At 65.5% G+C, this 23900-nt stretch carries 23 protein-coding genes and 1 tRNA gene; 13 read left to right on the top strand and 11 right to left on the bottom strand.

The genetic code is table 11. From position 1 onward, the window contains the following. Window positions 1–2: 2 nt before the first annotated feature. Entirely contained in the window at window positions 3–896 is an 894-nt protein-coding gene (gene ccsA / locus DCN14_RS17120; protein WP_096506208.1) for a cytochrome c biogenesis protein CcsA, read from the bottom strand. A gap of 89 nt (window positions 897–985) precedes the next feature. Between ccsA and ffh the strand changes: the two genes are divergently transcribed. Both ffh and DCN14_RS17110 read left to right on the top strand, forming a co-directional pair. Further along, a complete protein-coding gene (gene ffh / locus DCN14_RS17115; RefSeq protein ID WP_096506206.1) occupies window positions 986–2353 on the top strand; it encodes a signal recognition particle protein in 1368 nt (455 codons plus the stop codon). A gap of 94 nt (window positions 2354–2447) precedes the next feature. Next, window positions 2448–2999, top strand: coding sequence for a hypoxanthine-guanine phosphoribosyltransferase (locus tag DCN14_RS17110; RefSeq protein WP_096506204.1), 552 nt, complete (start codon window positions 2448–2450; stop codon window positions 2997–2999). Between the two features lie 76 nt (window positions 3000–3075). On the opposite strand, the gene DCN14_RS17105 is transcribed toward DCN14_RS17110, so the two are convergent. Continuing rightward, window positions 3076–3678: a MarC family protein gene (locus DCN14_RS17105; RefSeq protein ID WP_096506202.1), complete on the bottom strand. Its 603-nt coding sequence runs from the start codon at window positions 3676–3678 to the stop codon at window positions 3076–3078. Between the two features lie 21 nt (window positions 3679–3699). Further along, complete coding sequence (locus tag DCN14_RS17100; RefSeq protein WP_096506200.1) at window positions 3700–5436, bottom strand: proline--tRNA ligase; 1737 nt, start codon at window positions 5434–5436, stop codon at window positions 3700–3702. A gap of 217 nt (window positions 5437–5653) precedes the next feature. On the opposite strand from DCN14_RS17100, the gene DCN14_RS17090 reads away from it, so the two are divergent. Both DCN14_RS17090 and DCN14_RS17085 read left to right on the top strand, forming a co-directional pair. Continuing rightward, window positions 5654–6301 carry an RNA pyrophosphohydrolase gene (locus tag DCN14_RS17090; RefSeq protein WP_096506196.1) on the top strand — a complete coding sequence of 216 codons (648 nt, stop codon included), beginning with the start codon at window positions 5654–5656 and terminating at the stop codon, window positions 6299–6301. A 13-nt stretch (window positions 6302–6314) separates the two neighbouring features. Next, a complete protein-coding gene (locus DCN14_RS17085) occupies window positions 6315–6923 on the top strand; it encodes a CNP1-like family protein (RefSeq protein ID WP_096506194.1) in 609 nt (202 codons plus the stop codon). 95 nt (window positions 6924–7018) lie between these two features. Here the strand turns inward: DCN14_RS17085 and proB are convergent, their stop codons facing one another. The 4 genes from proB to rplU form a co-directional block, all read right to left on the bottom strand. Next, on the bottom strand, window positions 7019–8137 hold the full coding sequence (gene proB / locus DCN14_RS17080) for a glutamate 5-kinase (protein WP_096506192.1): 1119 nt from the start codon (window positions 8135–8137) through the stop codon (window positions 7019–7021). An 88-nt stretch (window positions 8138–8225) separates the two neighbouring features. Next, window positions 8226–9338, bottom strand: a complete 1113-nt coding sequence (obgE, locus tag DCN14_RS17075; RefSeq protein WP_096506190.1) for a GTPase ObgE — start codon at window positions 9336–9338, stop codon at window positions 8226–8228. A 188-nt stretch (window positions 9339–9526) separates the two neighbouring features. After that, the gene (gene rpmA, locus DCN14_RS17070) at window positions 9527–9790 is read right to left on the bottom strand and encodes a 50S ribosomal protein L27 (protein ID WP_006476999.1); all 264 of its coding nucleotides are present in this window, start codon (window positions 9788–9790) and stop codon (window positions 9527–9529) included. A gap of 24 nt (window positions 9791–9814) precedes the next feature. Then, entirely contained in the window at window positions 9815–10126 is a 312-nt protein-coding gene (gene rplU, locus DCN14_RS17065) for a 50S ribosomal protein L21 (protein ID WP_027783472.1), read from the bottom strand. A 210-nt stretch (window positions 10127–10336) separates the two neighbouring features. On the opposite strand from rplU, the gene DCN14_RS17060 reads away from it, so the two are divergent. The 9 genes from DCN14_RS17060 to DCN14_RS17020 all read left to right on the top strand — a co-directional run bounded on the left by DCN14_RS17060 (window position 10337) and on the right by DCN14_RS17020 (window position 18314). Then, a complete protein-coding gene (locus DCN14_RS17060; protein WP_096506188.1) occupies window positions 10337–11332 on the top strand; it encodes a polyprenyl synthetase family protein in 996 nt (331 codons plus the stop codon). Between the two features lie 149 nt (window positions 11333–11481). Continuing rightward, window positions 11482–11558, top strand: a tRNA-Pro gene (locus DCN14_RS17055). Between the two features lie 151 nt (window positions 11559–11709). After that, the gene (locus DCN14_RS17050; RefSeq protein ID WP_096506186.1) at window positions 11710–12999 is read left to right on the top strand and encodes an HlyC/CorC family transporter; all 1290 of its coding nucleotides are present in this window, start codon (window positions 11710–11712) and stop codon (window positions 12997–12999) included. Window positions 13000–13082: 83 nt separating this feature from the next. Continuing rightward, window positions 13083–14360, top strand: coding sequence for an ATPase, T2SS/T4P/T4SS family (locus tag DCN14_RS17045; RefSeq protein ID WP_096506184.1), 1278 nt, complete (start codon window positions 13083–13085; stop codon window positions 14358–14360). A gap of 5 nt (window positions 14361–14365) precedes the next feature. Further along, window positions 14366–15571 carry a type II secretion system F family protein gene (locus DCN14_RS17040; protein WP_096506182.1) on the top strand — a complete coding sequence of 402 codons (1206 nt, stop codon included), beginning with the start codon at window positions 14366–14368 and terminating at the stop codon, window positions 15569–15571. A gap of 44 nt (window positions 15572–15615) precedes the next feature. Beyond that, window positions 15616–16527: an A24 family peptidase gene (locus DCN14_RS17035; RefSeq protein WP_096506180.1), complete on the top strand. Its 912-nt coding sequence runs from the start codon at window positions 15616–15618 to the stop codon at window positions 16525–16527. 84 nt (window positions 16528–16611) lie between these two features. After that, window positions 16612–17220 carry a dephospho-CoA kinase gene (gene coaE, locus DCN14_RS17030; protein WP_096506178.1) on the top strand — a complete coding sequence of 203 codons (609 nt, stop codon included), beginning with the start codon at window positions 16612–16614 and terminating at the stop codon, window positions 17218–17220. Between the two features lie 110 nt (window positions 17221–17330). Next, the gene (gene zapD, locus DCN14_RS17025) at window positions 17331–18086 is read left to right on the top strand and encodes a cell division protein ZapD (protein ID WP_096506176.1); all 756 of its coding nucleotides are present in this window, start codon (window positions 17331–17333) and stop codon (window positions 18084–18086) included. Window positions 18087–18113: 27 nt separating this feature from the next. Next, window positions 18114–18314 (top strand): DNA gyrase inhibitor YacG, encoded by a 201-nt coding sequence (locus DCN14_RS17020; RefSeq protein WP_096506174.1) that lies wholly within the window; start codon window positions 18114–18116, stop codon window positions 18312–18314. Between the two features lie 60 nt (window positions 18315–18374). Here DCN14_RS17020 and DCN14_RS17015 read toward each other — a convergent pair whose 3' ends face one another. The 4 genes from DCN14_RS17015 to secA form a co-directional block, all read right to left on the bottom strand. Beyond that, window positions 18375–18818: an NUDIX domain-containing protein gene (locus DCN14_RS17015; protein WP_096506172.1), complete on the bottom strand. Its 444-nt coding sequence runs from the start codon at window positions 18816–18818 to the stop codon at window positions 18375–18377. After that, a complete protein-coding gene (locus DCN14_RS17010) occupies window positions 18815–19684 on the bottom strand; it encodes an ATP-binding protein (RefSeq protein WP_096506170.1) in 870 nt (289 codons plus the stop codon). The genes DCN14_RS17015 and DCN14_RS17010 overlap by 4 nt, the downstream gene beginning before the upstream one ends. Window positions 19685–19703: 19 nt before the next feature. After that, entirely contained in the window at window positions 19704–20945 is a 1242-nt protein-coding gene (gene argJ, locus DCN14_RS17005; protein WP_096506168.1) for a bifunctional glutamate N-acetyltransferase/amino-acid acetyltransferase ArgJ, read from the bottom strand. Window positions 20946–21092: 147 nt separating this feature from the next. Continuing rightward, window positions 21093–23888 carry a preprotein translocase subunit SecA gene (gene secA, locus DCN14_RS17000; RefSeq protein ID WP_096506166.1) on the bottom strand — a complete coding sequence of 932 codons (2796 nt, stop codon included), beginning with the start codon at window positions 23886–23888 and terminating at the stop codon, window positions 21093–21095. Window positions 23889–23900 lie beyond the last annotated feature (12 nt).

Here is a 23900-nt window from a genome sequence, read left to right as displayed (position 1 = left end):
GTTCAAACCACGGAGCGGTGCAGCAGCACCTCGAAAACGAACCGGCTGCCGACATACGCGAGCAGCAGCGCGGCAAACGACACGAGCACCCAGCGCGCGGCGCCGCGCCCGCGCCAGCCCGACGTCTTGCGCGCAACCAGCAGGCCGCCGAACATCAGCCACGACAACACCGCGAACACGGTCTTGTGGTCGAGCCGCAGCGCGCGCGCATCGACCTGTTCGCTGAACAGGATCCCCGATGCAAGCGTCAGCGTGAGCAGCACGAAGCCCGCGCCGATCAGCCGGAACAGCAGCTTCTCGAGCGTGAGGAGCGGCGGCAGCGTTTCGAGCCAGCTCGCGATCCAGCCGGTCGAGCCGCCGCGTCCGCCGCTTCGCAGCGACTGCAGACGCCGCTCGACCATCAGCATCAGGATCGCGTGCAGTGCGGCGATCGCGAAAAGGCCGTATGCGATGTTCGCGATCAGGAAGTGCATCTTGAACAGCGGCGCTGCGGCATAAGGCAGCACCCGCACGCCGCCGAACACGAGCGGCAGCAGCGACGCGACGCACGCGAGCGGCAGCACGAGCAGGCGCAGGCTGTCGAGCGGGAAGAAAAAGCTCTCGATCCAGTAGATGCCGGCGCCGAGCCAGAACATCGCGGACAGCGCGAACGCGAAACCGAAGATCATCGCGTCGTTCGGGAAGATCGTCATGTGCAGCAGTACGCCGTGCGCGACGAGCGCGGCAAACAGCAGCGCGCGGCCGGCCCCGCTCATCCCCGACGCGGCGGACGCGGGGACCGGCACGGCCGGCACGCTCGCGACGAGCGGCGTCGCGCCCTGGCGGTGCGTGCGCCAGCCTGCGACGGCGAGGCCGCCGTACAGGAATGCGGTGAGGGCATACAGTACAATATCCATGTTCGAAGTTTACACTAGGCCCCCTTCCCGCGACGGCTCCCTTTGTCAGGTTCCATCGCGCCTTCGGGCCCCACTGTCCATCGCTCCCCATGCTCGACAATCTCACTCAACGGATGGCGCGCGTCGTCAAGACGCTGCGCGGCGAGGCCCGCCTTACCGAGGCGAACACCCAGGAGATGCTCCGCGAGGTGCGTCTCGCGCTGCTGGAGGCCGACGTCGCACTGCCCGTCGTCCGCGAATTCATCGCCAAGGTCAAGGAAAAGGCGCTCGGCGAGGAGGTGATCAGCAGCCTGTCGCCGGGCCAGGCGCTCGTCGGCGTGGTCCAGAAGGAGCTGACCGCGGTGATCGGCGGCGACTACGAAGGCAAGGCCGCCGAGCTGAACCTCGCGGTCACGCCGCCCGCCGTGATCCTGATGGCCGGCCTGCAGGGTGCCGGCAAGACCACGACCGTCGGCAAGCTCGCGAAGCTGCTGCGCGAGAAGTACAAGAAGAAGGTGCTGACGGTGTCGTGCGACGTGTATCGCCCGGCCGCGATCATGCAGTTGAAAACGGTGACCGAGCAGGTCGGCGCCGATTTCTTCCCGTCGACACCGGACCAGAAGCCCGTCGACATCGCGGTTGCCGCCGTCGACTGGGCGAAGCGCCACTACCATGACGTGCTGCTCGTCGACACGGCCGGCCGTCTCGGTATCGACGAGGCGATGATGCAGGAAATCGCCGCGCTGCACGGCACGCTGAAGCCGGCAGAAACGCTGTTCGTCGTCGACGCGATGCTCGGCCAGGACGCGGTCAACACCGCGAAGGCGTTCAGCGACACGCTGCCGCTCACCGGCGTCGTGCTGACCAAGCTCGACGGCGATTCGCGCGGCGGTGCGGCGCTGTCGGTACGTCACGTCACGGGCAAGCCGATCAAGTTCGTCGGCGTCGCCGAAAAGCTCGACGGCCTCGAGGTGTTCCACCCCGACCGGATGGCGAACCGGATCCTCGGCATGGGCGACATCCTCGCGCTCGTCGAGGAAGCGCAGCGCGGCGTCGACGTACAGGCTGCGCAAAAGCTCGCCGACAAGGTGAAGAAAGGCGGCGACTTCGACCTGAACGATTTCCGCGCGCAGATCTCGCAGATGAAGAACATGGGCGGCCTGTCGTCGCTGATGGACAAGCTGCCCGCGCAGTTCCAGCAGGCGGCGGCAGGCGCCGACATGGGCCAGGCCGAGAAGTCGATCCGCCGGATGGAAGGGATCATCAGCTCGATGACGCCCGCCGAGCGTGCGAAACCCGAAATCATCAAGGCGACGCGCAAGCGCCGCATTGCAGCCGGCGCGGGCGTGCCGGTGCAGGAAGTCAACCGGATGCTGAACCAGTACGACCAGATGCGTACGATGATGAAGAAGCTGAAGGGCGGCAACATGCAGAAGATGATGCGCGGCCTGAAGGGCATGATGCCCGGCATGCGCTGATTCCGTCCGTCGGCCGGCGCGCGGGTTTTTGCCGTAGCGCGCGCCGTCCGTTCTGCTTCATTCTTATTTGTATACCGACTGCCCGCCAGAACACATGAACCGCGAAGAAGCCCTCCACATTTTCGACCACTCCGAAGAGATCGTCTCGGCCGATGCCGTCAACGCCTCGATCTCCAAGATGGCCGACGCGATCCGCGCCGAGATCGGCGACGCGTTCCCGCTCGTTCTCTCGGTGATGGGCGGCGCCGCGGTGTTTACCGGGATGCTGCTGCCGCATCTCGATTTCCCGCTGGAATTCGACTACATCCACCTGACCCGCTACCGCAACACGACGCAGGGCAGCCCGGAGATGCACTGGCGCGTCGCGCCGCGCGAATCGGTGAAGGACCGGATCGTGCTCGTGCTCGACGACATCCTCGACGAAGGCGAAACGATGGCCGCGATCCGCGACCGCATCCTCGACATGGGCGCGAAGCGCTTCATGTCCGCCGTGCTGTGCGAGAAGACGCTCGCGAAGGCAAAGCCGCTGCACCCCGATTTCTGCGGCTTCTCGGTGCCGGACCGCTACGTGTTCGGCTGCGGGATGGACGCGAAGGGCTACTGGCGCAATCTGCCGACGATCCGTGCGCTGACCACGAACGTCTGATCGCCCTGCCCCGACGATAGAAAAGCGGCGCCCCGGTTTCCCGGCGCGCCGCTTTTTTTCGGCCTGCGGGCCGACGTTACAACTGGTGCACGAACGCCCGGATGCCGGCCAGCAGCATCTCGACCGAGATCGCGACGAGCACGAGGCCCATCAGCCGCTCGAACGCCGCGACGGTCCGCTCGCCGAGCCATTGCTGGATCCGTTCGGCCAACACCAGCGTGATCGCACAGACGATCATCGTGACCGTCAGCGCGCCGACCCACTCGAGCATCTTGCCCGGCGCCTGCGACGTCAGCAGCATTACCGTCGCGAGCGCCGACGGGCCGGCCAGCGCCGGAATCGCGAGCGGCACGATGAACGGTTCGCCGCCCGCGCGCGGATCGCTGCCGAGCGCGCCGTCCGGATGCGGGAAGATCATCCGCAGCGCAATCAGGAACAGCACGATCCCGCCGCCGAGCCGCAGCGACAGGTCGGTGAGGCTCATCATCCGCAGGAAGCGGTCGCCGACCACCATGAAGAACAGCAGGATCACGAACGCGATCCCCACTTCACGCAGGATCAGCTTCACGCGCCGCTCGCGCGGCACGTCCCGCATCGCCGTAATGAACAGCGGGATGTTACCGAGCGGATCCGTGATCAGCACGAGGAGCACGGTAGCCGACAGGAAGGTGTATTCCACCGTGTCCCCCGATTGCCGCGATCAGCGCGCGAGCGCGGCGCGGATCTTCTCCGTCACCGTCGCCGCGGCCGTGTCGGCCGGCAGCAGCGTCGCTTCGGCATCGCGGCGGCCCTGATACTCGATCTTGCCTTCCTTCAGGCCGCGCTCGCCGATCACCAGGCGATGCGGCACGCCGATCAGCTCCCAGTCGGCGAACATCACGCCCGGGCGCTCGCCGCGATCGTCGAGGATCACGTCGATGCCGGCCGCCGTCAGTTCCGCGTACAGCTTGTCGGCCGCCTCGCGAACCATGTCGCTGCGGTCGTAGCCCATCGGGCACAGCACGATTTCGAACGGTGCGATCGACTCGGGCCAGATGATGCCCTTGTCGTCGAAGTTCTGTTCGATCGCCGCGCCCAGAATGCGCGTGACGCCGACGCCATAGCAGCCCATCAGCATCGGCTGCGGCTTGCCCGACTCGTCGAGGAACGTCGCGCCCAGCGCTTCCGAGTACTTGGTGCCGAGCTGGAATACGTGGCCGACTTCGATGCCGCGGCAGATGTCGATCGTACCCTTGCCGTCCGGCGACGGATCGCCCTTCTTCACGTTGCGCACGTCGGCGACGTCCGGCTCCGGCAGGTCGCGGCCCCAGTTCACGCCCGCGATGTGATAGTCGACCTCGTTCGCGCCGACGACGAAGTCGCTCATGTTCGCGACCGTGCGATCGGCGATCACCTTCACCGGCTTCTTCGTGCCGACCGGGCCGAGATAGCCCGGCGGCGTGCCGAACCACTCGACGATTTCCTGCTCGGTCGCGAAGCGGTGGTTCTTCAGACCCGGCAGCTTCGACACCTTGATCTCGTTCAGGTCATGGTCGCCGCGCAGCATCACGAGCCAGATGGTCGGCTCGGCGCCTTCGTTGTCGGTGGCCAGCACGATCGACTTGATCGTGCGCTCGAGCGGGATCGCCAGCAGCTCGGCGACGGCTTCGCACTTCGCCTTGCCGGACGTCGCGACCTTCTCCATCGCTTCGGCCGGCGCCGCGCGCTCGGCAACCAGCGGCAGCGCATCGGCCGCTTCGATGTTCGCCGCGAACTCGGACGTCGGGCAGTAGGCGATCGCATCCTCGCCGGTATCGGCGATCACGTGGAACTCGTGCGAGAAGTTGCCGCCGATCGAGCCGCTGTCGGCCGCGACCGCGCGGAACTCGAGACCCAGGCGCGTGAAGATGCGCACGTACGCGTCGTACATCTTGCGATACGACTCGTTCAGGCCGGCCGCGTCCTTGTCGAACGAATACGCGTCCTTCATGATGAATTCGCGGCCGCGCATCACGCCGAAGCGCGGACGGATCTCGTCGCGGAACTTCGTCTGGATCTGATAGAAGTTCACCGGCATCTGCCGGTAGCTCTTGATCTGGTTGCGCGCGATATCGGTGACGACTTCCTCGTGCGTCGGCCCGATCACGAAGTCGTTGTCCTTGCGGTCCTTGAAGCGCAGCAGCTCGGGGCCGTACTGCTCCCAGCGGCCCGATTCCTGCCACAGCTCGGCCGGTTGCACGGCCGGCATCAGCAGCTCGATGGCGCCTGCCCGGTTCATTTCCTCGCGCACGATCGCCTCGACCTTGCGAATCGAGCGCAGGCCGACCGGCAGGTAGTTATAGATGCCGCCGGCGACACGACGGATCATGCCGGCGCGCACCATCAGCTTGTGGCTGACGATCTCTGCGTCGGCCGGTGCTTCTTTGAGGGTGCCGATAAAGAAACGGGAAGCTTTCATGCGGACGGTTCCAAATACGGCGCCCCAGGCGGGGCGCCCGAAAAAGTTTCAAGGTGAAAAAGCTGCGCGCGACGAACGGCGATGGCGCAGATGACGTAGCAGACAAATCAGGGACAATTCAGCCGATGCACCCCGGGCGGATTCGCTCCGTCACGGTGCGCAGCGCCCGTTATCTGTTTATAATCAAAGCAATTTTAAAGGATTCGAAGGTGGTTGTATGCTGGATCGTGAAGGCTTTCGCCCGAACGTCGGCATCATCCTCTTGAACGCGCGCAACGAGGTGTTTTGGGGCAAGCGGCTCCGCGAGCATTCCTGGCAGTTTCCTCAAGGTGGGATCAAGTATGGCGAGACCCCCATGCAGGCGATGTACCGGGAACTGCACGAGGAAACGGGCTTGCATCCGGAACACGTCAAGATAATCGGCCGCACTCGCGACTGGTTGCGTTACGAGGTGCCTGACAAGTTCATCAAACGCGAAGTACGCGGACATTACCGCGGCCAGAAGCAGATCTGGTTCCTGCTGCGGATGGTCGGACGCGATTGCGACATTTGCTTGCGCGCGACCGATCACCCGGAGTTCGATGCGTGGCGCTGGAACGAGTACTGGGTGCCGCTCGATGCGGTGATCGAGTTCAAGCGGGATGTCTATCAGTTGGCGCTGACGGAACTGTCGCGCTTCCTGCGCCGCCCGGCGCAGCGAGCCGACAAGCCGCGTGGGCCGCGTCCGTCGCGCTATCCGCGCGTAATCGGCACGCAGGTCCAGCAGACGCTGACGATTGTCGACACATCGGTGGTTTGTTCGGAGATCGAAATGGACGCGAGCACGCTCGACGAGCTGCCGCCCCAGGTGATCATCGGCAAGTGACGAGTCGGACTGCATGACCGGGCGCGACCTTGGTGTCGCGCCCTTTTTTTACGAGGAATGCATATTGAAAGCGATTGCTCTCGCGCTCGCATCGATCGCCGCAGCGGCCGCACTGGCCGGCTGCGCGAATTCGAAGGCGCCGACCAACAAGGATGACAGCGCGTTCGTGTATCTGCTGGACCGCCAGGGCAACTGGAAGGAAAACCCGGTCGATACGCTGCCTGCGCTGCCGCAGGCAGGCGACCTGCTGCCGTTCAACGTGTCGCAGAACACGCCGCTCAAGTTCGCCATCGATGCGAAGTCGCTCGCGGTCGGCACCGACGGCGTCGTGCGATATGCGGTCGTCATCACGAGCCCGGCCGGCGCACGCAACGTGAACTACGAAGGCATCCGCTGCGACACCTACGAATGGCGCCAGTATGCGGGCCTGAATTCGGATCACGACGGCTGGGATCGCACGGTCGAGAACGACTGGCGCCGCATCGAGAACGGCGAGTTGAATGCATATCACGCCGCGCTCTACCAGGACTACTTCTGCTCGAACAAGATGCCGCAGGGCTCGACCCAGCAGATTCTGGAGAACGTCCGGTTCCACCGTACCGCGATGAGCCAGCTGCGCTGACCGAGCGACACGGGCCGTCTGGCCGCTGCCCGCCGCAATGAAAAAGCCCGCGTAATGCGGGCTTTTTTGTCGTTTGCCGATGCCAGGCCGAACGGTTACACCAGCACGAGGTTGTCGCGGTGAATCAGTTCGGGCTCCAGCATGTAGCCGAGGACCGTCTCGATCTCGCCGCTCGGCTTGCGGTGAATCAGCTTCGTTTCCGCGCTGCTGTAGTTCGTGAGGCCACGCGCCACTTCGCGCCCGTCCGGGCCGACGCACGCGATCACCTCGCCTCGCGCGAACGCGCCCTGCACGCCAGTCACGCCGATCGGCAGCAGGCTCTTGCCGCCGCCGGTCAGTTTCTCGACCGCGCCCGCATCGATCACGACATGCCCGCGCACCTGCAGATGATCGGCCATCCACTGCTTGCGCGCCGCCATCCGCGCGGTGCGCGCGATCAGCTGCGTGCCGATCGCCTCGCCCGCGGAGAGCCGCACGAGCACGTCGGGCTCCCTCCCGCTCGCGATCACGGTATTCGCGCCGCTGTGCGCCGCGCGCTTTGCCGCCAGGATCTTCGTGAGCATCCCGCCGCGGCCGAGGCTCGAGCCTGCGCCGCCCGCCATCGCTTCGAGTTCCGGCGCGCCGGCGCTGGCTTCCGCGACCAGCGTCGCGTTCGGATCCTTGCGCGGATCGGCGGTGAACAGCCCCGACTGGTCGGTCAGGATGATCAGCGCATCGCCTTCGATCAGGTTCGCGACCAGCGCACCGAGCGTGTCGTTGTCGCCGAACTTGATTTCATCGGTGACGACCGTGTCGTTCTCGTTGATGATCGGCACGACGCCGAGCCGCAGCAGCGTAAGCAGCGTCGAACGTGCATTCAGGTAGCGCTCGCGATCGGCCAGGTCGGCGTGCGTGAGCAGGATCTGCGCGGTGCGGATATCGTGTTCGGTAAAGCGGCTCTCATAGACTTGCGCGAGCCCCATCTGGCCGACAGCAGCGGCCGCCTGCAGCTCGTCGATCTCGCGCGGGCGCTTGCTCCACCCGAGCCGCTGCATCCCTTCGGCAATCGCCCCCGAACTGACGAGCACCACTTCCTTGCCCTGAGCGCGCAGCGCGGCGATCTGGGCAGCCCAGCGGCCGATTGCAGCATGATCGAGCCCCTTGCCGTCGTTGGTCACGAGGCTCGAGCCTACCTTCACCACCAGTCGCTTCGAATCCGCGATGATCGAACGCATCGTGCGCTGTCTCCTGTATCTGATGCCTGCCCGGCCGGGCGCGATTAAATTCCGGCACCGGGCCGCGCCCGGTGCATGTCGGAGCCGCTCAGGCGTCGCCGCCGGGCGTCGTGCCGCCATCGGCGGGCGGCGCATCGCGGAACCGGACGTCCGCGGCCAGATCTTCCTCTTCCGCCACGCGATGCGCTTCCGAATGCTCGGCGAGGTAGTCGTAGATCGCGTAGCAGAGCGCTTCGCAGCCCTGGCCCGTGAGCGCCGAGATTTCGAATACCGGGCCGTCCCAGCCGAAACGCTCGAGGAAATCGGCGACGCGCGCCTTGCGCTCGTCTTCCGGCACCATGTCGAGCTTGTTCAGCACGAGCCACCGCGGCTTCTCGTAGAGCGCCTCGTCGTACTTGCGCAACTCGCCGACGATCGCCTTCGCTTCCGCGACCGGATCGACGTTCTCATCGAACGGGGCCAGATCGACGAGGTGCAGCAGCACGCCGGTGCGCTGCAGATGGCGCAGGAACTGGTGGCCGAGGCCCGCGCCTTCGGCGGCGCCCTCGATCAGCCCCGGGATATCCGCGATCACGAAGCTCTTGCTCGGGCCGACCCGCACGACGCCGAGATTCGGCGCGAGCGTCGTGAACGGGTAATCGGCGATCTTCGGCTTCGCATTCGATACCGACGAGATGAACGTCGACTTGCCGGCGTTCGGCATGCCGAGCAGCCCGACATCGGCGAGCACTTTCAGCTCCAGCCGCAGCATGCGTCGCTCGCCGGGCTTGCCGTCCGTCTTCTGGCGCGGCGCGCGGTTCGTGCTCGACTTGAAATGCAGGTTGCCGAGGCCGCCGGAACCGCCCTTCGCGAGCATCACCTGCTGGTCGTGCTCGGTCAGGTCGGCGATCAGCTCGCCTGTATCCATGTCGGTGACGACCGTGCCGACCGGCATGCGCAGCGTGATGTCGTCGCCGCCCTTGCCGTAGCAATCGGAACCGCGACCGTTTTCGCCGTTGCGCGCGAGATGCTTCTTCGCGTAACGGTAGTCGATCAGCGTGTTGATGTTGCGGTCGGCGATCGCGTAGACGTTCCCGCCCCGGCCGCCGTCGCCGCCGTCCGGCCCGCCGAACGGAACGAATTTCTCGCGGCGCATCGACGCGCTGCCATCGCCTCCGTCGCCGGCGATGACTTCGATTCGTGCTTCGTCAATGAACTTCATTCGTTACTCCGACCAGTATTTCCGCTATTGTGCCGCGCGCCGGCGCGCTTGAACAATCTGCCGTTCAGCCAATTGCCCGCCGGTTCGGCGACAACCGCCGGCGCGCACATGCGCCCGGCGGCCAAATAAAAAAAGGCCCCGCGAAGACTGCGGGGCCTTTCGGCTACGAAGCCCTTGGGTGCCTGAACTTAGGCAGCCGCCGGGACAACGATGACCAGATGCTTCTTGTCCGCGCCCTTGGTCGCGAACTTGACGTGACCGTCGACCAGCGCGAACAAGGTGTGATCCTTGCCCATGCCGACGTTCTCGCCAGCGTGCATGCGCGTACCGCGCTGACGCACGATGATGCCGCCGGCGTTGATTGCCTGGCCGCCGTACACTTTCACGCCGAGACGTTTCGACTCGGAGTCGCGGCCGTTCCGGGAAGAGCCGCCTGCCTTTTTGTGTGCCATCTGATTGCTCCTTTACCGAGGCGCTTACGCGTTGATCGCGTCGATGCGCAGCTCAGTGTAGTTCTGGCGGTGGCCGCCGTGCTTTTGGTAGTGCTTCCGGCGACGCATCTTGAAGATGGTGACCTTGGCATGACGACCGTGCGACACAACGGTGGCCTTGACGGAAGCCCCACTGACCAGCGGCGCACCGAACTTAATCGATTCGCCTTCGCCCACTGCGAGAACCTGGTCGAGCGTGATTTCAGCGTCAATGTCAGCCGGTATCTGTTCTACTTTGAGTTTTTCGCCAACGGCAACCTTGTACTGCTTGCCGCCGGTTTTTATGACCGCGTACATTGAGAACCTCACTCTGGATCCAATTTTTCCGCACACCACGCGCGGAAAACACGTGATTATACATGGGGTTAGCACCGAAGTCAAAACCGATCCGCGATTGCCGCGCGCAAGCCCTGGCCAGACGGCCAAAATCACGGCTGCGGCGCGTCCGGCAGACCGGGATATCTCGGATTCGACTTATAATCCGCCGCATCACCCATTTCGATCATCATGTCGTCGTCCACCGCCTCCCCTACCCTCAGCGCCGCCCACCTGCTCGCTCCGATCGCAAGCGACATGGAGCAGGTGAATCGCGTTATCCGGCAAAGCCTCGCGTCCGACGTACTGCTGATCAACCAGATCGCCGAGTACATCATCGGTGCGGGCGGCAAGCGGCTGCGTCCTGCCCTGTTGCTGCTCGTTGCCGGCGCGCTCGGCGAGACGTCGCACCAGCGGCACGTGCTGGCTGCCGTCGTCGAGTTCATCCACACCGCCACGCTGCTGCATGACGATGTCGTCGACGAGTCCGAATTGCGGCGCGGTCGGCAGACGGCCAACGCGCTGTTCGGCAACGCGGCGAGCGTGCTGGTAGGCGACTATCTCTATTCGCGCTCGTTCGAGATGATGGTCGGCGTCGGCAAGATGCGCGTGATGGAGATCCTGTCGGAAGCGACGACGATCATTTCCGAAGGCGAGGTGCTGCAGCTTCTCAACATGCACGATGCGGACGTCGACGAGACCCGCTACATGCAGGTGATCCGCTACAAGACCGCGAAGCTGTTCGAAGCGTCGGCACGACTGGGCGCGGTGCTCTCGGGCGCCGATGCGCCGACCGAAGCGGCCGCGGCCGAGTATGGCCGCCGCATCGGCACCGCATTCCAGATCATGGACGACTGGCTCGACTACGCAGGCACGGCCGAGGCGATGGGCAAGAACGCCGGCGACGATCTGCGCGAAGGCAAGCCGACGCTGCCGCTCATCTATCTGATCGAACGCGGCACGCCCGAGCAGTCCGCGCTCGCCCGCGAGGCGATCGAACAGGGCGGCACCGATCGCTTCAACACGATTTTCGACGCGATCACGCGTTCGGGTGCGCTCGACCATACGCTCGAATGCGCACGCCAGGAAGCCCAGGCTGCGGCGGCCGCGATCGCCGCGTTCCCGGATTCGATATACAAGGAAAGCCTGCTCGCGCTGTGCTCGTATTCGACGTCGCGGCAGTCGTAAACGCGCCGCGAATTGAAGGCGATACCTTGTCTCGAAAAATTTCTTCATCAAGGTATTCCCTTTTAGAAAAAACATCGTTATAGTTACGTTCTTGCTTGAGACGACGCAGCGATCTGAACGAAAACTGCGAAGTTGGAAGGGCAAAAAATCGGGGTGTAGCTTAGCCTGGTAGAGCGCTACGTTCGGGACGTAGAGGCCGGAGGTTCGAATCCTCTCACCCCGACCAGATTTTGAAAAAACCGTGCACCATGTGCACGGTTTTTTTTTACCCGTTTTTTGCCCGTTCGCACGGGCCGTTGCGCCATGCGCGACACATCCCGGCCATCGGCCTCTGCTATATTCCCTCCATTCCTGTCCTTCACTGCCCTTTCCGACGCGTGGACCAAATTCCCTTATGGGCGCAAATCGGCGCCGTCTTCCTGCTTCTCCTCTGCTCCAGCTTCTTTTCCATTTCCGAGACCGCGATGATGGCGCTCAACCGTCACCGGTTGAAGCATCTCGCCGGCCAGGGCGCGCTCGGCGCGAAGACCACGCAGGGCCTGCTCACCCGCACCGACCTGCTGCTCAGCGTGATCCTGATCGGCAACAACCTGTTCAACACGATCATCCCGGTTCTGACGACGTCGCTCGCGCTGCATACGTTCGGCCGTAACAACCTCGCGCTGTCGATCGCGACCGGTGTCGTCGCGTTCCTGATCATCGTGTTCGCGGAAATCGCGCCGAAGATCGTCGGCGCGACCTATCCCGAGCGCATCGCGCTGCCTGCGAGCCTCGTGATCGCGCCGCTGATGCGCGTGTTCAAGCCGGTCGTCTGGTTCGTCAACGCACTCGCGAACGGCGTGCTCTGGGTGCTGCGCATCAACACGAAGAAAGGCCGCGACCAGCGGATGTCGGCCGACGAGCTGCGCGCGATTGTGCTCGAATCGAGCAGCTTCATGCCGACCAAGCACCGCAGCATCCTGCTCAACCTGTTCGACCTCGAGAACATCACCGTCGACGACGTGATGGTGCCGCGCCGCCAGATCGAGTCGCTCAACTTCTACGCGCCGCTCGACGACGTCCTGCACCAGCTCGAGACCTGCTATCACAACCGGCTGATCGTGTACGAAGGCGACATCGACAAGGTGCTTGGCGTGCTGCACGTGCGCAAGACGCTCACCGCGCTGCACAACCAGGATTTCGACCGCGAAACGCTGCGCACGCTGCTCGCCGAACCGTACTACGTGCCGTCGGGCACGCCGGTCGTTCAGCAGCTCCAGTATTTCCAGGAAAGCCGGCAGCGTACCGCGCTCGTCGTCAACGAGTACGGTGAACTCGAAGGGCTCGTCACGCCCGAGGACATCATCGAGGAGCTGATCGGCGAATTCACGACGTCGATGCCGCGCAGCGAACGCGCGGGCGGCTGGGACGAGAACGGCGAATGCATCGTCGCCGCCAGCATGCCGCTGCGCGAACTGAACCGCTGGCTGCACCTGCAACTGCCGACCGACGGGCCGAAGACGCTGAACGGCCTGATCCTCGAAATCCTCGAGGAAATTCCGGAAGGCGACGTGTGCGTGAAAATCCGCGACGTGATGCTCGAGGTGATGCGCAGCGACGATCAGGCCGTGCGCACCGTCAAGCTATTCAAGCCGCGCGGCACGCGCGCACGCGCCGCCGCGCGCTAGCCGAACGGCCGACTGCCGGCGCCGCCGACGATCCGCGATCATTTACCGGTCACGATCAACAAGCGGCCGACACGCCGGCTCACATGCATTTCAACTCTCCCGCGGCGGCGCTGCATGCCGAGCGCTCGCCTGCTCCCCCCGACACATTGCCCGCATCGCGCGCCCGCCCGCTCGATGCGGCGCAGCTCGACGATTCGCCCGCCGTCCGGTTGCTGACCGACACGCTTCACGCAGCACGCGTGCGCGATGCGTCCGACATCCACGTCGAACCGTTCGAATCGGGCTGGCGCATCCGTCTGCGCATCGACGGCGTACTCCACGAACATGCGCGACCGCCCGCTCACCTGCGCGACGCGCTCGTCACGCGGATCAAGGTGCTCGCGCGCATGGACATCGCCGAACGCCGGCTCCCCCAGGACGGTCGGCTGCGCATTGCGGTCGACGCCGGGATGCGGGGCGACTATCGGGTCAGCTCGCTGCCCACGCTGTTCGGCGAGAAACTCGTGCTGCGCCGCCTGGAAACCCTGCCGCCCGACCTCACGCTCGCACGCCTCGGCTTCGATGCACGGCAGGCGGCTGCAATGGAGGCTGCGATACGCGCACCGCATGGCCTCGTGCTCGTCACCGGGCCGACCGGCAGCGGCAAGACACTGTCGCTCTACTGCGCGCTGCAGATGCTCGACCGCGACGCACACAACGTATGCACGGTCGAGGATCCGGCCGAGATCCAGCTCGACGGCATCAACCAGGTCGGCGTCGCCGAGAAGGCCGGCCTCACCTTCGCGACCGCGTTGCGCGCGCTGCTGCGGCAGGATCCGGACGTCATCATGGTCGGCGAGATTCGCGATGCGGAGACGGCCGACGTCGCGATCAAGGCCGCGCAGACGGGCCACCTCGTGCTGTCGACACTGCATACGAACGACGCGCCGGCGGCCGTCGCGCGGCTGCTCGACATCGGTGTCGCGCCGTACAACCTCGCGGCCGCGTTGCGCCTCGTCACCGCGCAGCGCCTCGTTCGGCGTCTGTGCATCGCCTGCCGCGTGCGCTCCGACGCGCCCGCGTGCGTGCTGCGCGAAGCCGGCTGCGATTCGGCGGCCCTCGAATCCGGTTGGCGCCCGTTCGTCGCGCGCGGTTGTGCCGCCTGTCATGGCATCGGTTATCGCGGCCGGATCGGCCTGCATCAGACGATGCCGGTTTCAGCGGAGATGGCGGAGCGCATCGTGGCGCGCGCGAGTGTCGGCGCGCTCGCGCAATGCGCGGCGGCCGAGGGTGTGCTCGGCCTGCGCGATGCAGCGCTCGCGCACGTTCACAACGGCACGACGAGCATGGCGGAAGCACTCGCCGCAACCCCGGACGCCTAATCGCCATGCGCACGCCGCCACACGAAACCCGCTTCACGTGGCGCGGCCGTCGACGCGACGGTACGCGATGCAGCGGAACCGTCATCGCGTTCGATGCGGCCGCGGCGCGCACGGCACTCGCGCGCGACGGCATCGCGGTGCTGGCACTCGACGTACGTGGCACGGCACGGCCGCCAGCGGCCGGCGCACGAGACGTCACGCGCTTCACGCGTCAGCTTGCAAGCCTGCTGCAAGCCGGACTGCCGCTCGCGCCGTCGCTCGACATGCTCGCCCGCACGCGCACGCGTGACGGGCTGCCGCGCATCGCGGCGGGCCTCGCGCGCGAAATCGTCGGCGGTCAGCGCTTCGCCGCCGCGCTCGCGCGCTATCCGTTCCAGTTCGGCACGCTGTATCGGCAACTGATCGAAGTCGGCGAAGCATCGGGTGCGCTCGCCACCGTCCTGACGCGCGTCGCCGAGCATCGCGAACGTGCGGATGCCCAGTGGCGCAAGCTGCGTGCCGCACTGGCCTACCCGGCTGCCGTCATCCTGTTCGCGCTCGCGATCTCGGCTGCATTGATGGTCTGGGTCGTACCGACGTTCCGGCAGATCTTCGACGGCTTCGGCGCAGCACTGCCGGCGCCGACCCGCGCTCTGCTCGCGCTGTCATCCGCGACATCGGCCTGGGGCGGCACGTTCGCCGCCGCCGCGGCAGCGGCGGGGCTTGCGACGCATCACGCGCTGCGACGCTCGGTGGCGCTGCGCTACGCGCTCGCACAACGCCTGCTGAACGCGCCGTTCTTCGGCAGCGCACTCAGGCGGTTCGCGGCCGCGCGCTGGTGCCGTTCGCTGGCGACACTGCTCGGCGCCGGCGTACCGCTCGCCGATGCCTTCGCAACGCTCGAACGCACGGCCGGCCACCCGGTGTTCGAACAGGCCACCGCGCGCATCGCGGCACGCGTGCTGCGCGGCGCGCGTCTTGCCGACGCGATGCAGGAGGCAGGTTGCTTCCCCGACGACGTGGTGCAGCCGATCGCCGTCGCCGAGGAAACCGGCGCGCTCGACACGATGCTCGCCGACATCGCCGCGCTATGCGAACGCCAGCTCGACGCTCGCCTCGATGCGATCGCCGCGCTCGGCGAGCCGCTGATCGTGATCGTGCTGGGCGCACTCGTCGGCGGCCTCGTGATCGCAATGTATCTGCCCATCCTTCAGTTGGGCAACGTGGTGTAGCATCGCAACCGACTCTGTCGCCTTTAAAGTTCCAACCCGAGCCCATGACGCCCGCGCCCCTGTACACCGTTTTCGACTCGCCCGACAGCACGCTGCTCGCGCTGGCGTTGCTGCCACCTGCGGCGCAGTACGCGTTCGCCGTCGTCCTCGGTCTGTGCGTCGGCAGTTTCGTCAACGTGGTCGTGCACCGGATTCCGGTGATGATGCAGCGAGCGTGGGAAGCGGAAATCGCCGAAGCGACCGGCAACACGCCTGCCGCCCCCGACGACGGCTATCCGGCTCACTACGATCTGTGGCGCCCGCGCAGCGCATGCCCGCATTGCGGCCACGTGCTGCGTGCATGGGAGAACATCCCGCTCGTGAGCTATCTGATATTGCGCGGGCGCTGCCGGCAGTGTGGCCACGCGATCGGCGTGCGCTATCCGCTCGTCGAGCTCGCCGGCGCGCTGCTCGCCGCCGGTTCGCTCGCCGCATTCGGCCCCACCGGCGCCGCACTCGCCGCGTTCGGTTTATGCGCCGCATTGCTCGCGATGAGCGCGATCGACATCCAGACCGGCTACCTGCCCGATTCGATGACGCTGCCGCTGCTCTGGGCCGGACTCGCACTGAACCTCGGCGGCACGTTCACGTCGCTGCGTTCGGCCGTGGTCGGCGCGATGGTCGGCTACCTGTTCCTGTGGTCGATCTACTGGCTGTTCAAATGGCTGCGCGGGATCGAAGGCATCGGTTTCGGCGACCTGAAGCTGCTCGCCGCACTCGGCGCATGGATGGGCTGGGCCGCACTGCCGCAGGTCGTGCTGTTCGCCGCGGTGACGGGCGCGATCGTCGGGCTCATCGCGACGTGGCGCGGCCGCATGCGCTTCGAGGAGCCGATTCCGTTCGGCCCGTTCCTGGCAGCAGGCGGCGTCGCGACGCTGTTTTTCGGCACCCCTTTTTATTCGGCGCTCGGCGGCTGACATGACACGCCGCCCGCATTCGCATCGTTCGCTGCGTCGTGGCGACGCGATTCGCATCGTGGCGGCGGCCCGGCGGAGGCTCACATGTTTGCAATAGGACTCACCGGCGGCATCGGCAGCGGCAAGACGACCGTCGCCGATCTGTTCGCCGCGCGCGGCGCATCGCTCGTCGATACCGATCTGATCGCGCACCGCATCACTGCTCCGGCAGGTCTCGCGATGCCGGCGATCGAGCAGGCATTCGGGCCGGATTTCGTCGCGGCCGACGGCTCGCTCGATCGCGCCAGGATGCGCGCACTGATTTTCAGCGACGATGATGCACGCCGGCGTCTCGAAGCGATCACGCATCCGCTGATCCGCGCCGAGACCGATCGCGAAGCTGGCGACGCGCAGGGCCCGTACGTGATCTTCGTCGTGCCGCTACTCGTGGAGTCAGGTAATTGGAAGACGCGCAGCAATCGCGTGCTCGTCGTCGACTGTTCCGTCGAAACGCAGATTGCGCGCGTGATGCGGCGCAATGGTTTCACGCGCGAACAGGTCGAGGCGATCATCGCAAGGCAAGCGACACGCGAAGCGCGTCTCGCGGCGGCCGACGACGTGATCGTCAACGACGCGACGACGCCCGATGCGCTCGCCGCCGAAGTCGACGCATTGCACCAACGCTATCTCGGATTCGCGGCTGCCGCGCACTGATCGGCGCGCGCGATCGTGATGGTGTACGAAATTGGTGCGTTGCTAGGGTAGAGAGTGAGCATTAGAATGTCCTGCATTGTTTCAATCCCTACCCCGAGAGGCGAGCGCGCTTGATTCTTTACGAGTATCCGTTCAACGAGCGAATTCGCACGCTGTTGCGCCTCGAAGACCTGTTCGAGCGCTTCGCGTTCTTTTTGGCTCAGGAGGACCCGCGTGAGCACCACATCGCGCTGACGACGCTGTTCGAAATCGCCGAGGTGACAGGCCGCGCGGATCTGAAATCGGATCTGATGAAGGAGCTCGAACGTCAACGCCAGACGCTCGCCCCCTTTCGCGGCAATCCGGGTATCGAACAGAACGCGCTCGAAGCCGTGCTCGGCGAAATCGAGCAAACGCTCGCCAATCTCGCGCAGATGCAGGGCAAGACCGGGCAACATCTGGTCGACAACGAGTGGCTTGCCAGCATTCGCAGCCGCGCGGTGATTCCCGGCGGCACGTGCAAGTTCGATCTGCCGTCCTACTATGCGTGGCAGCAATGGCCCGCCGAACAGCGGCGCCAGGACATCGCGAAGTGGATCATGCCGCTGCTGCCGCTGCGCGACGCAGCGGCGATCGTGTTGCGGCTCGCACGCGAATCGGGGCAGGCGTCGAAGGTGATGGCGATGCAGGGCAGCTATCAGCAGATGCTGTCGGGCCGCACCTACCAGCTGATGCAGGTACGTGTGCCGCCGGAACTGCGCGTGATCCCCGAAGCGAGCGCAAACAAATACATGCTGTGGGTACGGTTCACCATGCAGGACGGCGACGTGCGTCCGCGCGCGGTGGACATCGACGTGCCATTCCATCTGACCCTGTGCAATCTGTAACGGCCGCGTGCCGGTTCGACGTTTCGTATGACTACCGTTGTGAAATGCCCTTCGTGCGGCGTAGAAGTGCGCTGGACGCCTGAAAATCGGTTCCGTCCCTTCTGTTCGGCCCGCTGCAAGCAGCTCGACCTCGGCGCATGGGCCGCGGAAAAGTACCGGATCGGCGGCTCGTCCGACGAAGGTCCGTCGTCCGAGGAAGACGGCACCGACGACCGTCGCGACAGCTGAGCAGCGCGCGATCCCGCCCGCCAGCGATATGGCCCGCCTTTCAGGCGGGCCGCCACGGCGTCATTGCGACGCCGCTTCCTTCTCCAGCAGTTCGAGCACCGGCAGCGCCGCCGGCAACAGCGGCGCAACCTCGACCGGCAGTTGCTGCCACACGAACGCCTGCCCTTCCTTGCTGTGCGGCTCGCCCGTCCAGCCCGTCACCTTGCAGAAATAGAGCCGCACGTATGCGTGCGGATAATCGTGCTCGAGCGTATGCCAGCGATGGCTGGCCGTGACGACGATGCCGAGTTCCTCGTGCAGTTCGCGCGCGAGCGCATCCTCGACGCTCTCGCCGGCTTCCAGCTTGCCGCCCGGGAACTCCCAGTAACCTTCGTACGGCTTGCCGAGCAACCGCTGCGCGAGCAGATACCGACCATCCGGCTGCACCATCACGCCGACCGCGACCTCCGTCACCTTGCGGCCGTCAGGCGCGCGCACGGCGCCCGCTGCGGAATCCGTGCTCATGCCTGCTCCTTGCGGCCCGACCAGTCACGTGCGAACTGCCACGCGACGCGCCCCGAGCGGGAACCGCGCTCGAGCGCCCAGACGAGCGCGTCGCCGCGTGCCGTTTCGATCTCCGTGTCCGGGCAGCCGAAATGGCGCAGCCAGTGCCCGACGATGTCGAGATAGTCGTCCTGCTTGAACGGATAAAAGCTGACCCACAGGCCGAAGCGCTCCGACAGCGAGATCTTTTCCTCGACGACTTCGCCGGGGTGGATCTCGCCGTCCGGCAGATGCTTGTACGACTCGTTGTCGCTCATGTACTCCGGCAACAGATGGCGGCGGTTCGACGTCGCGTAGATCAGCACGTTGTCCGACTGCGCGGCGATCGAACCGTCGAGCGCGACCTTCAGCGCCTTGTAGCCCGATTCGCCGTCCTCGAACGACAGGTCGTCGCAGAACACGATGAACCGCTCCGGGCGCTGCGAGATCAGATCGACGATGTCGCCCAGATCGTGCAGGTCGTCCTTGTCGACTTCGATCAGACGCAGCCCGTCCTTCGCATACGCGTTCAGGCACGCCTTGATCAGCGACGACTTGCCGGTGCCGCGGGCGCCGGTCAGCAGCACGTTGTTCGCCGGCTTGCTCTGCACGAACTGTCGCGTGTTCTGGTCGATCAACCCCTTCTGCCGATCGATGTTGTGCAGATCGTCGAGCGTGATCGACGACGTGGCCGACACCGGCTGCAGATAGCCGCGCCCCTGGCGCTTGCGCCAGCGGAACGCGGTGGCGGCATTCCAGTCGACCGCTGCCGGCGCCGGCGGCAGCATTCCCTCGAGGCGGCCCAGCAGCGCTTCCGCGCGCGTCAGAAACTGTTCGAGCTTGTCCATGTCGTTCGAGCGCCCCCGATCAGGAGCGGTAATCCGCGTTGATGCTCACATAATCGTGCGACAGGTCGCACGTCCAGACGGTTGCCTGCGCGTCGCCGCGGCCGAGCACCACGCGGATCGTGATTTCGCTCTGCTTCATCACGCGCTGGCCATCCTCTTCCTGATAAGCCGGATTGCGGCCACCGGCCTTCGCGACGAGCACGTCGTCGAGATAGAGATCGATCTTGCCGACGTCGAGATCCGTGACACCCGCATAGCCGATCGCCGCGAGAATGCGGCCGAGGTTGGGGTCGGATGCGTAGAACGCCGTCTTCACGAGCGGCGAATGACCGATCGCGTACGCGATCTGGCGGCATTCCGCGACACTTTTGCCGCCTTCGACCTGCACCGTCATGAATTTCGTCGCGCCTTCGCCGTCGCGCACGATCAGTTGCGACAGCACCTGTGCGACCTGCGTGACCGCGTCGCGCAGCGCCGCATAGGCCGGCGAATCGGTCGACGTGATCGCGGGCAGCGTGCTCTTGCCCGACGCGATCAGGATGAACGAGTCGTTCGTCGACGTGTCGCCGTCGATCGTGATGCAGTTGAACGAGCGGTCGGCCACTTCCTTCACCAGCGTGTCGAGCACCGGCTGCGCAACGTTCGCGTCGAACGCGAGGAAGCCGAGCATCGTCGCCATGTTCGGCTTGATCATGCCCGCGCCCTTGCTGATGCCCGTCAGCGTGACCGTGTGACCGTCGATCGTCACCTGGCGCGACGTCGCCTTCGGCAGCGTGTCGGTCGTCATGATCGCCTGCGCGGCGTCATACCAGTTCGCGGCCTTGCGGTTCGCGAGCGCGGCCGGCAGCCCTGCCTTCAGGCGATCGATCGGCAGCGGCTCGAGAATCACGCCGGTCGAGAACGGCAGCACCTGCGCGGCGTCGATGCCTGCCAGGCGCGCGAGTTCCGAGCAGGTTTCGCGCGTGTTCACGAGGCCCGGTTCGCCGGTGCCGGCATTCGCATTGCCCGTATTGACGACGAGCGCGCGGATGCCCGCACCGCCCGCACGCACCTTTGCCAGATGCTCGCGGCACACCGTTACGGGTGCGGCGCAGAAGCGGTTCTCGGTGAATACGCCGGCGACCGCCGCCCCTTCGTCGACGGAAATGACCAGCACGTCCTTGCGATTCGGCTTGCGGATGTTCGCTTCCGCCCAGCCTAGCGTAACGCCGGCGACGGGATGCAGTTGGGCGGGATCGATCGACGGAAAATTGACAGCCATGGGGCACACCTGCCGGATGGAAAATGCCGGCATGCGCCGGCATCGATTGGAAGAACCGGCGGCCGCACGAGCGGGCCGCCGCAACTCACATCACTGACTCGAAGCTGCGAACGAAGAAGCGGCACGCGCGAAGCGCGCCGCCGCCGATCATGACAGCTTCCCGTGACATTGCTTGTACTTCTTGCCGCTGCCGCACGGGCACGGGTCGTTGCGGCCGACCTTCGGCATGTCGCCGCCGGGGCTGCCGTGGGTCATCGCGCTGCCGACCATGTCGGCCGTCGCGGTAGCCGCCGTGGCGGCCGCGACGTTCGCAACCGGCCCGGCTTCCGCGTAGTCGGCGTGCTGGTACTCGACATTCTCGAGATGGCCGCTGCGCTCCTCGATCTGCTCCGCGGCTTCCTCGAGCTGCTCCGGCGACTGGATCTGCACGTTCATCACGATGCGCGTGACTTCCTGCTTGATCGCCTCGAGCATCGCGGCGAACAGTTCGAACGCTTCGCGCTTGTACTCCTGCTTCGGATTCTTCTGCGCATAGCCGCGCAGGTGGATGCCCTGGCGCAGGTGGTCGAGCGCCGCGAGGTGCTCGCGCCACAGGCGGTCGACCGTCTGCAGCATCACCGAACGCTCGAACGCACTGAACGATTCTCGGCCGACCATCGCGACCTTCGCCTCGTACTGCTCGTCGGCGGCGGTCGTCACGGCTTCGAGAATCTCCTCGGCCGTGATTGACGACGACTCGTTCACCATTTCCTGGATCGCGAGATCGAGCTGCCAGTCGTTGCGCAGCGCTTCCTCGAGCTCGGGCACGTCCCACTGCTCCTCGATGCTGCCTGCCGGCACGAACTGGCGGACGACTTCGGTGATCACGCCGTGGCGCATCGCCGAGATCGTCTCGGTGATGTCGTGTGCTTCGAGCAGTTCATTACGCTGCTGGTAGATCACCTTGCGCTGATCGTTCGACACGTCGTCGTATTCGAGCAGCTGCTTGCGGATATCGAAGTTGCGCGCTTCGACCTTGCGCTGCGCGGATTCGATCGAGCGCGTGACGATGCCGGCCTCGATCGCCTCGCCTTCCGGCATCTTCAGGCGATCCATGATCGAACGCACGCGGTCGCCCGCGAAGATGCGCAGCAGCGGATCGTCGAGCGACAGGTAAAAGCGCGACGAGCCCGGATCGCCCTGACGGCCCGCGCGGCCGCGCAGCTGGTTGTCGATCCGGCGCGATTCGTGACGTTCGGTGCCGATGATGTGCAGGCCGCCCGCGGCCTTCACCTGCTCGTGCAGCGTTTCCCACTCGTCGTGCAGCTGCTTGATGCGGCGCGCCTTTTCGTCGGCCGGGATCGTGTCGTCGGCGTCGATGAACGTCGCCTGCTTCTCGGCGTTGCCGCCGAGCACGATGTCGGTACCGCGACCGGCCATGTTGGTCGCGATCGTGATGCGCTTCGGACGGCCGGCTTCCGCGACGATCGCGGCTTCACGCTCGTGCTGCTTCGCGTTCAGCACTTCGTGCGGCAACCCCGCCTGCTTCAGCAGGTGCGACAGCAGCTCGGAGTTCTCGATCGACGTCGTGCCGACCAGCACCGGCTGGCCGCGTTCGTAGCACTCGCGAATGTCGCGGATCACCGCGTCGTAGCGCTCCTTGGCCGTCTTGTAGATCTGGTCCTGCTTGTCGATCCGCTTCGGCGGACGGTTGGTCGGGATCACGACCGTTTCGAGACCGTAGATCTCGTTGAATTCGTACGCTTCGGTGTCCGCGGTACCCGTCATGCCGGCGAGCTTCGCGTACATGCGGAAGTAGTTCTGGAACGTGATCGATGCGAGCGTCTGGTTCTCGCTCTGGATCTTCACGTGCTCCTTCGCCTCGACCGCCTGGTGCAGGCCGTCGGACCAGCGGCGGCCCGCCATCAGGCGGCCCGTGAATTCGTCGACGATGACCACTTCGCCGTTCTGCACGACGTAGTGCTGATCCTTGTGGAACAGCGTGTGCGCGCGCAATGCCGCGTACACGTGGTGCATCAGCGTGATGTTCTGCGGCGCGTACAGGCTTTCGCCCTCGCCGATCAGGCCCCACTCGGCGAGCAGTCGCTCGGCCTTCTCGTGGCCCGACTCCGTCAGGAACACCTGGCGCGACTTCTCGTCGAGCGTGTAGTCGCCCGGCTTCTCGACGCCCGTGCCGTCGGCCTTCTCCTCGCCGATCTGGCGCTCGAGCAGCGGCGGCAGCGCGTTCATCCGCACGTACAGTTCGGTGTGGTCTTCGGCCTGGCCCGAGATGATCAGCGGGGTACGCGCTTCGTCGATCAGGATCGAGTCAACTTCGTCAACAACCGCGAAATTCAGTGCCCGCTGCACGCGCGCGTCGGTCTCGTAGACCATGTTGTCGCGCAGGTAGTCGAAGCCGAACTCGTTGTTCGTACCGTACGTGATGTCCGACGCGTAGGCCTGCTGCTTCTGCTCGTGCTCCATGCCCGACAGGTTGATGCCGACCGACAGACCGAGGAAGTTGTAGAGGCGCGCCATCCATTCGGCGTCACGCTGCGCGAGGTAGTCGTTGACCGTCACGACGTGCACGCCGCGGCCCGCGAGCGCATTCAGATAGACGGGCAGCGTCGCGACGAGCGTCTTGCCCTCGCCGGTGCGCATTTCGGCGATCTTGCCGTAGTGCAGCACCATGCCGCCGATCATCTGCACGTCGAAGTGACGCATCTTCAGCACGCGGCGGCTCGCCTCCCGGCAGACCGCGAACGCTTCCGGCAGCAGCTTGTCGAGCGACTCGCCACCGGCGACACGCTGGCGGAACTCATCCGTCTTGCCGCGCAACTGGTCGTCCGTCAGCTTCTCGATCTGCGTTTCGAGCGCATTGATCGTCGTGACGGTCTTTTGGTATTGCTTGACGAGCCGCTGGTTGCGGCTGCCAAAAATTTTCTGGAGAAAACCGGTTGTCATCGGATCGGACCC

This window comes from Burkholderia sp. IDO3, assembly GCF_003366075.1.
GTDB classification, from domain to species: domain Bacteria; phylum Pseudomonadota; class Gammaproteobacteria; order Burkholderiales; family Burkholderiaceae; genus Burkholderia; species Burkholderia anthina.
Note: the sequence above shows the minus strand (reverse complement) of the source record. Positions and strands in the feature narration are given on the sequence as shown.

Bases quoted from the DNA above. Each gene is read 5' to 3' on its own strand.
- ccsA (WP_096506208.1), bottom strand. From the start codon at position 896: ATGGATATTGTACTGTATGCCCTCACCGCATTCCTGTACGGCGGCCTC.
- ffh (WP_096506206.1), top strand. From the start codon at position 986: ATGCTCGACAATCTCACTCAACGGATGGCGCGCGTCGTCAAGACGCTG.
- DCN14_RS17110 (WP_096506204.1), top strand. From the start codon at position 2,448: ATGAACCGCGAAGAAGCCCTCCACATTTTCGACCACTCCGAAGAGATC.
- DCN14_RS17100 (WP_096506200.1), bottom strand. From the start codon at position 5,436: ATGAAAGCTTCCCGTTTCTTTATCGGCACCCTCAAAGAAGCACCGGCC.
- DCN14_RS17090 (WP_096506196.1), top strand. From the start codon at position 5,654: ATGCTGGATCGTGAAGGCTTTCGCCCGAACGTCGGCATCATCCTCTTG.
- DCN14_RS17085 (WP_096506194.1), top strand. From the start codon at position 6,315: ATGACCGGGCGCGACCTTGGTGTCGCGCCCTTTTTTTACGAGGAATGC.
- proB (WP_096506192.1), bottom strand. From the start codon at position 8,137: ATGCGTTCGATCATCGCGGATTCGAAGCGACTGGTGGTGAAGGTAGGC.
- obgE (WP_096506190.1), bottom strand. From the start codon at position 9,338: ATGAAGTTCATTGACGAAGCACGAATCGAAGTCATCGCCGGCGACGGA.
- rpmA (WP_006476999.1), bottom strand. From the start codon at position 9,790: ATGGCACACAAAAAGGCAGGCGGCTCTTCCCGGAACGGCCGCGACTCC.
- rplU (WP_027783472.1), bottom strand. From the start codon at position 10,126: ATGTACGCGGTCATAAAAACCGGCGGCAAGCAGTACAAGGTTGCCGTT.
- DCN14_RS17060 (WP_096506188.1), top strand. From the start codon at position 10,337: ATGTCGTCGTCCACCGCCTCCCCTACCCTCAGCGCCGCCCACCTGCTC.
- DCN14_RS17045 (WP_096506184.1), top strand. From the start codon at position 13,083: ATGCATTTCAACTCTCCCGCGGCGGCGCTGCATGCCGAGCGCTCGCCT.
- DCN14_RS17040 (WP_096506182.1), top strand. From the start codon at position 14,366: ATGCGCACGCCGCCACACGAAACCCGCTTCACGTGGCGCGGCCGTCGA.
- DCN14_RS17035 (WP_096506180.1), top strand. From the start codon at position 15,616: ATGACGCCCGCGCCCCTGTACACCGTTTTCGACTCGCCCGACAGCACG.
- coaE (WP_096506178.1), top strand. From the start codon at position 16,612: ATGTTTGCAATAGGACTCACCGGCGGCATCGGCAGCGGCAAGACGACC.
- DCN14_RS17020 (WP_096506174.1), top strand. From the start codon at position 18,114: ATGACTACCGTTGTGAAATGCCCTTCGTGCGGCGTAGAAGTGCGCTGG.
- DCN14_RS17015 (WP_096506172.1), bottom strand. From the start codon at position 18,818: ATGAGCACGGATTCCGCAGCGGGCGCCGTGCGCGCGCCTGACGGCCGC.
- DCN14_RS17010 (WP_096506170.1), bottom strand. From the start codon at position 19,684: ATGGACAAGCTCGAACAGTTTCTGACGCGCGCGGAAGCGCTGCTGGGC.
- argJ (WP_096506168.1), bottom strand. From the start codon at position 20,945: ATGGCTGTCAATTTTCCGTCGATCGATCCCGCCCAACTGCATCCCGTC.
- secA (WP_096506166.1), bottom strand. From the start codon at position 23,888: ATGACAACCGGTTTTCTCCAGAAAATTTTTGGCAGCCGCAACCAGCGG.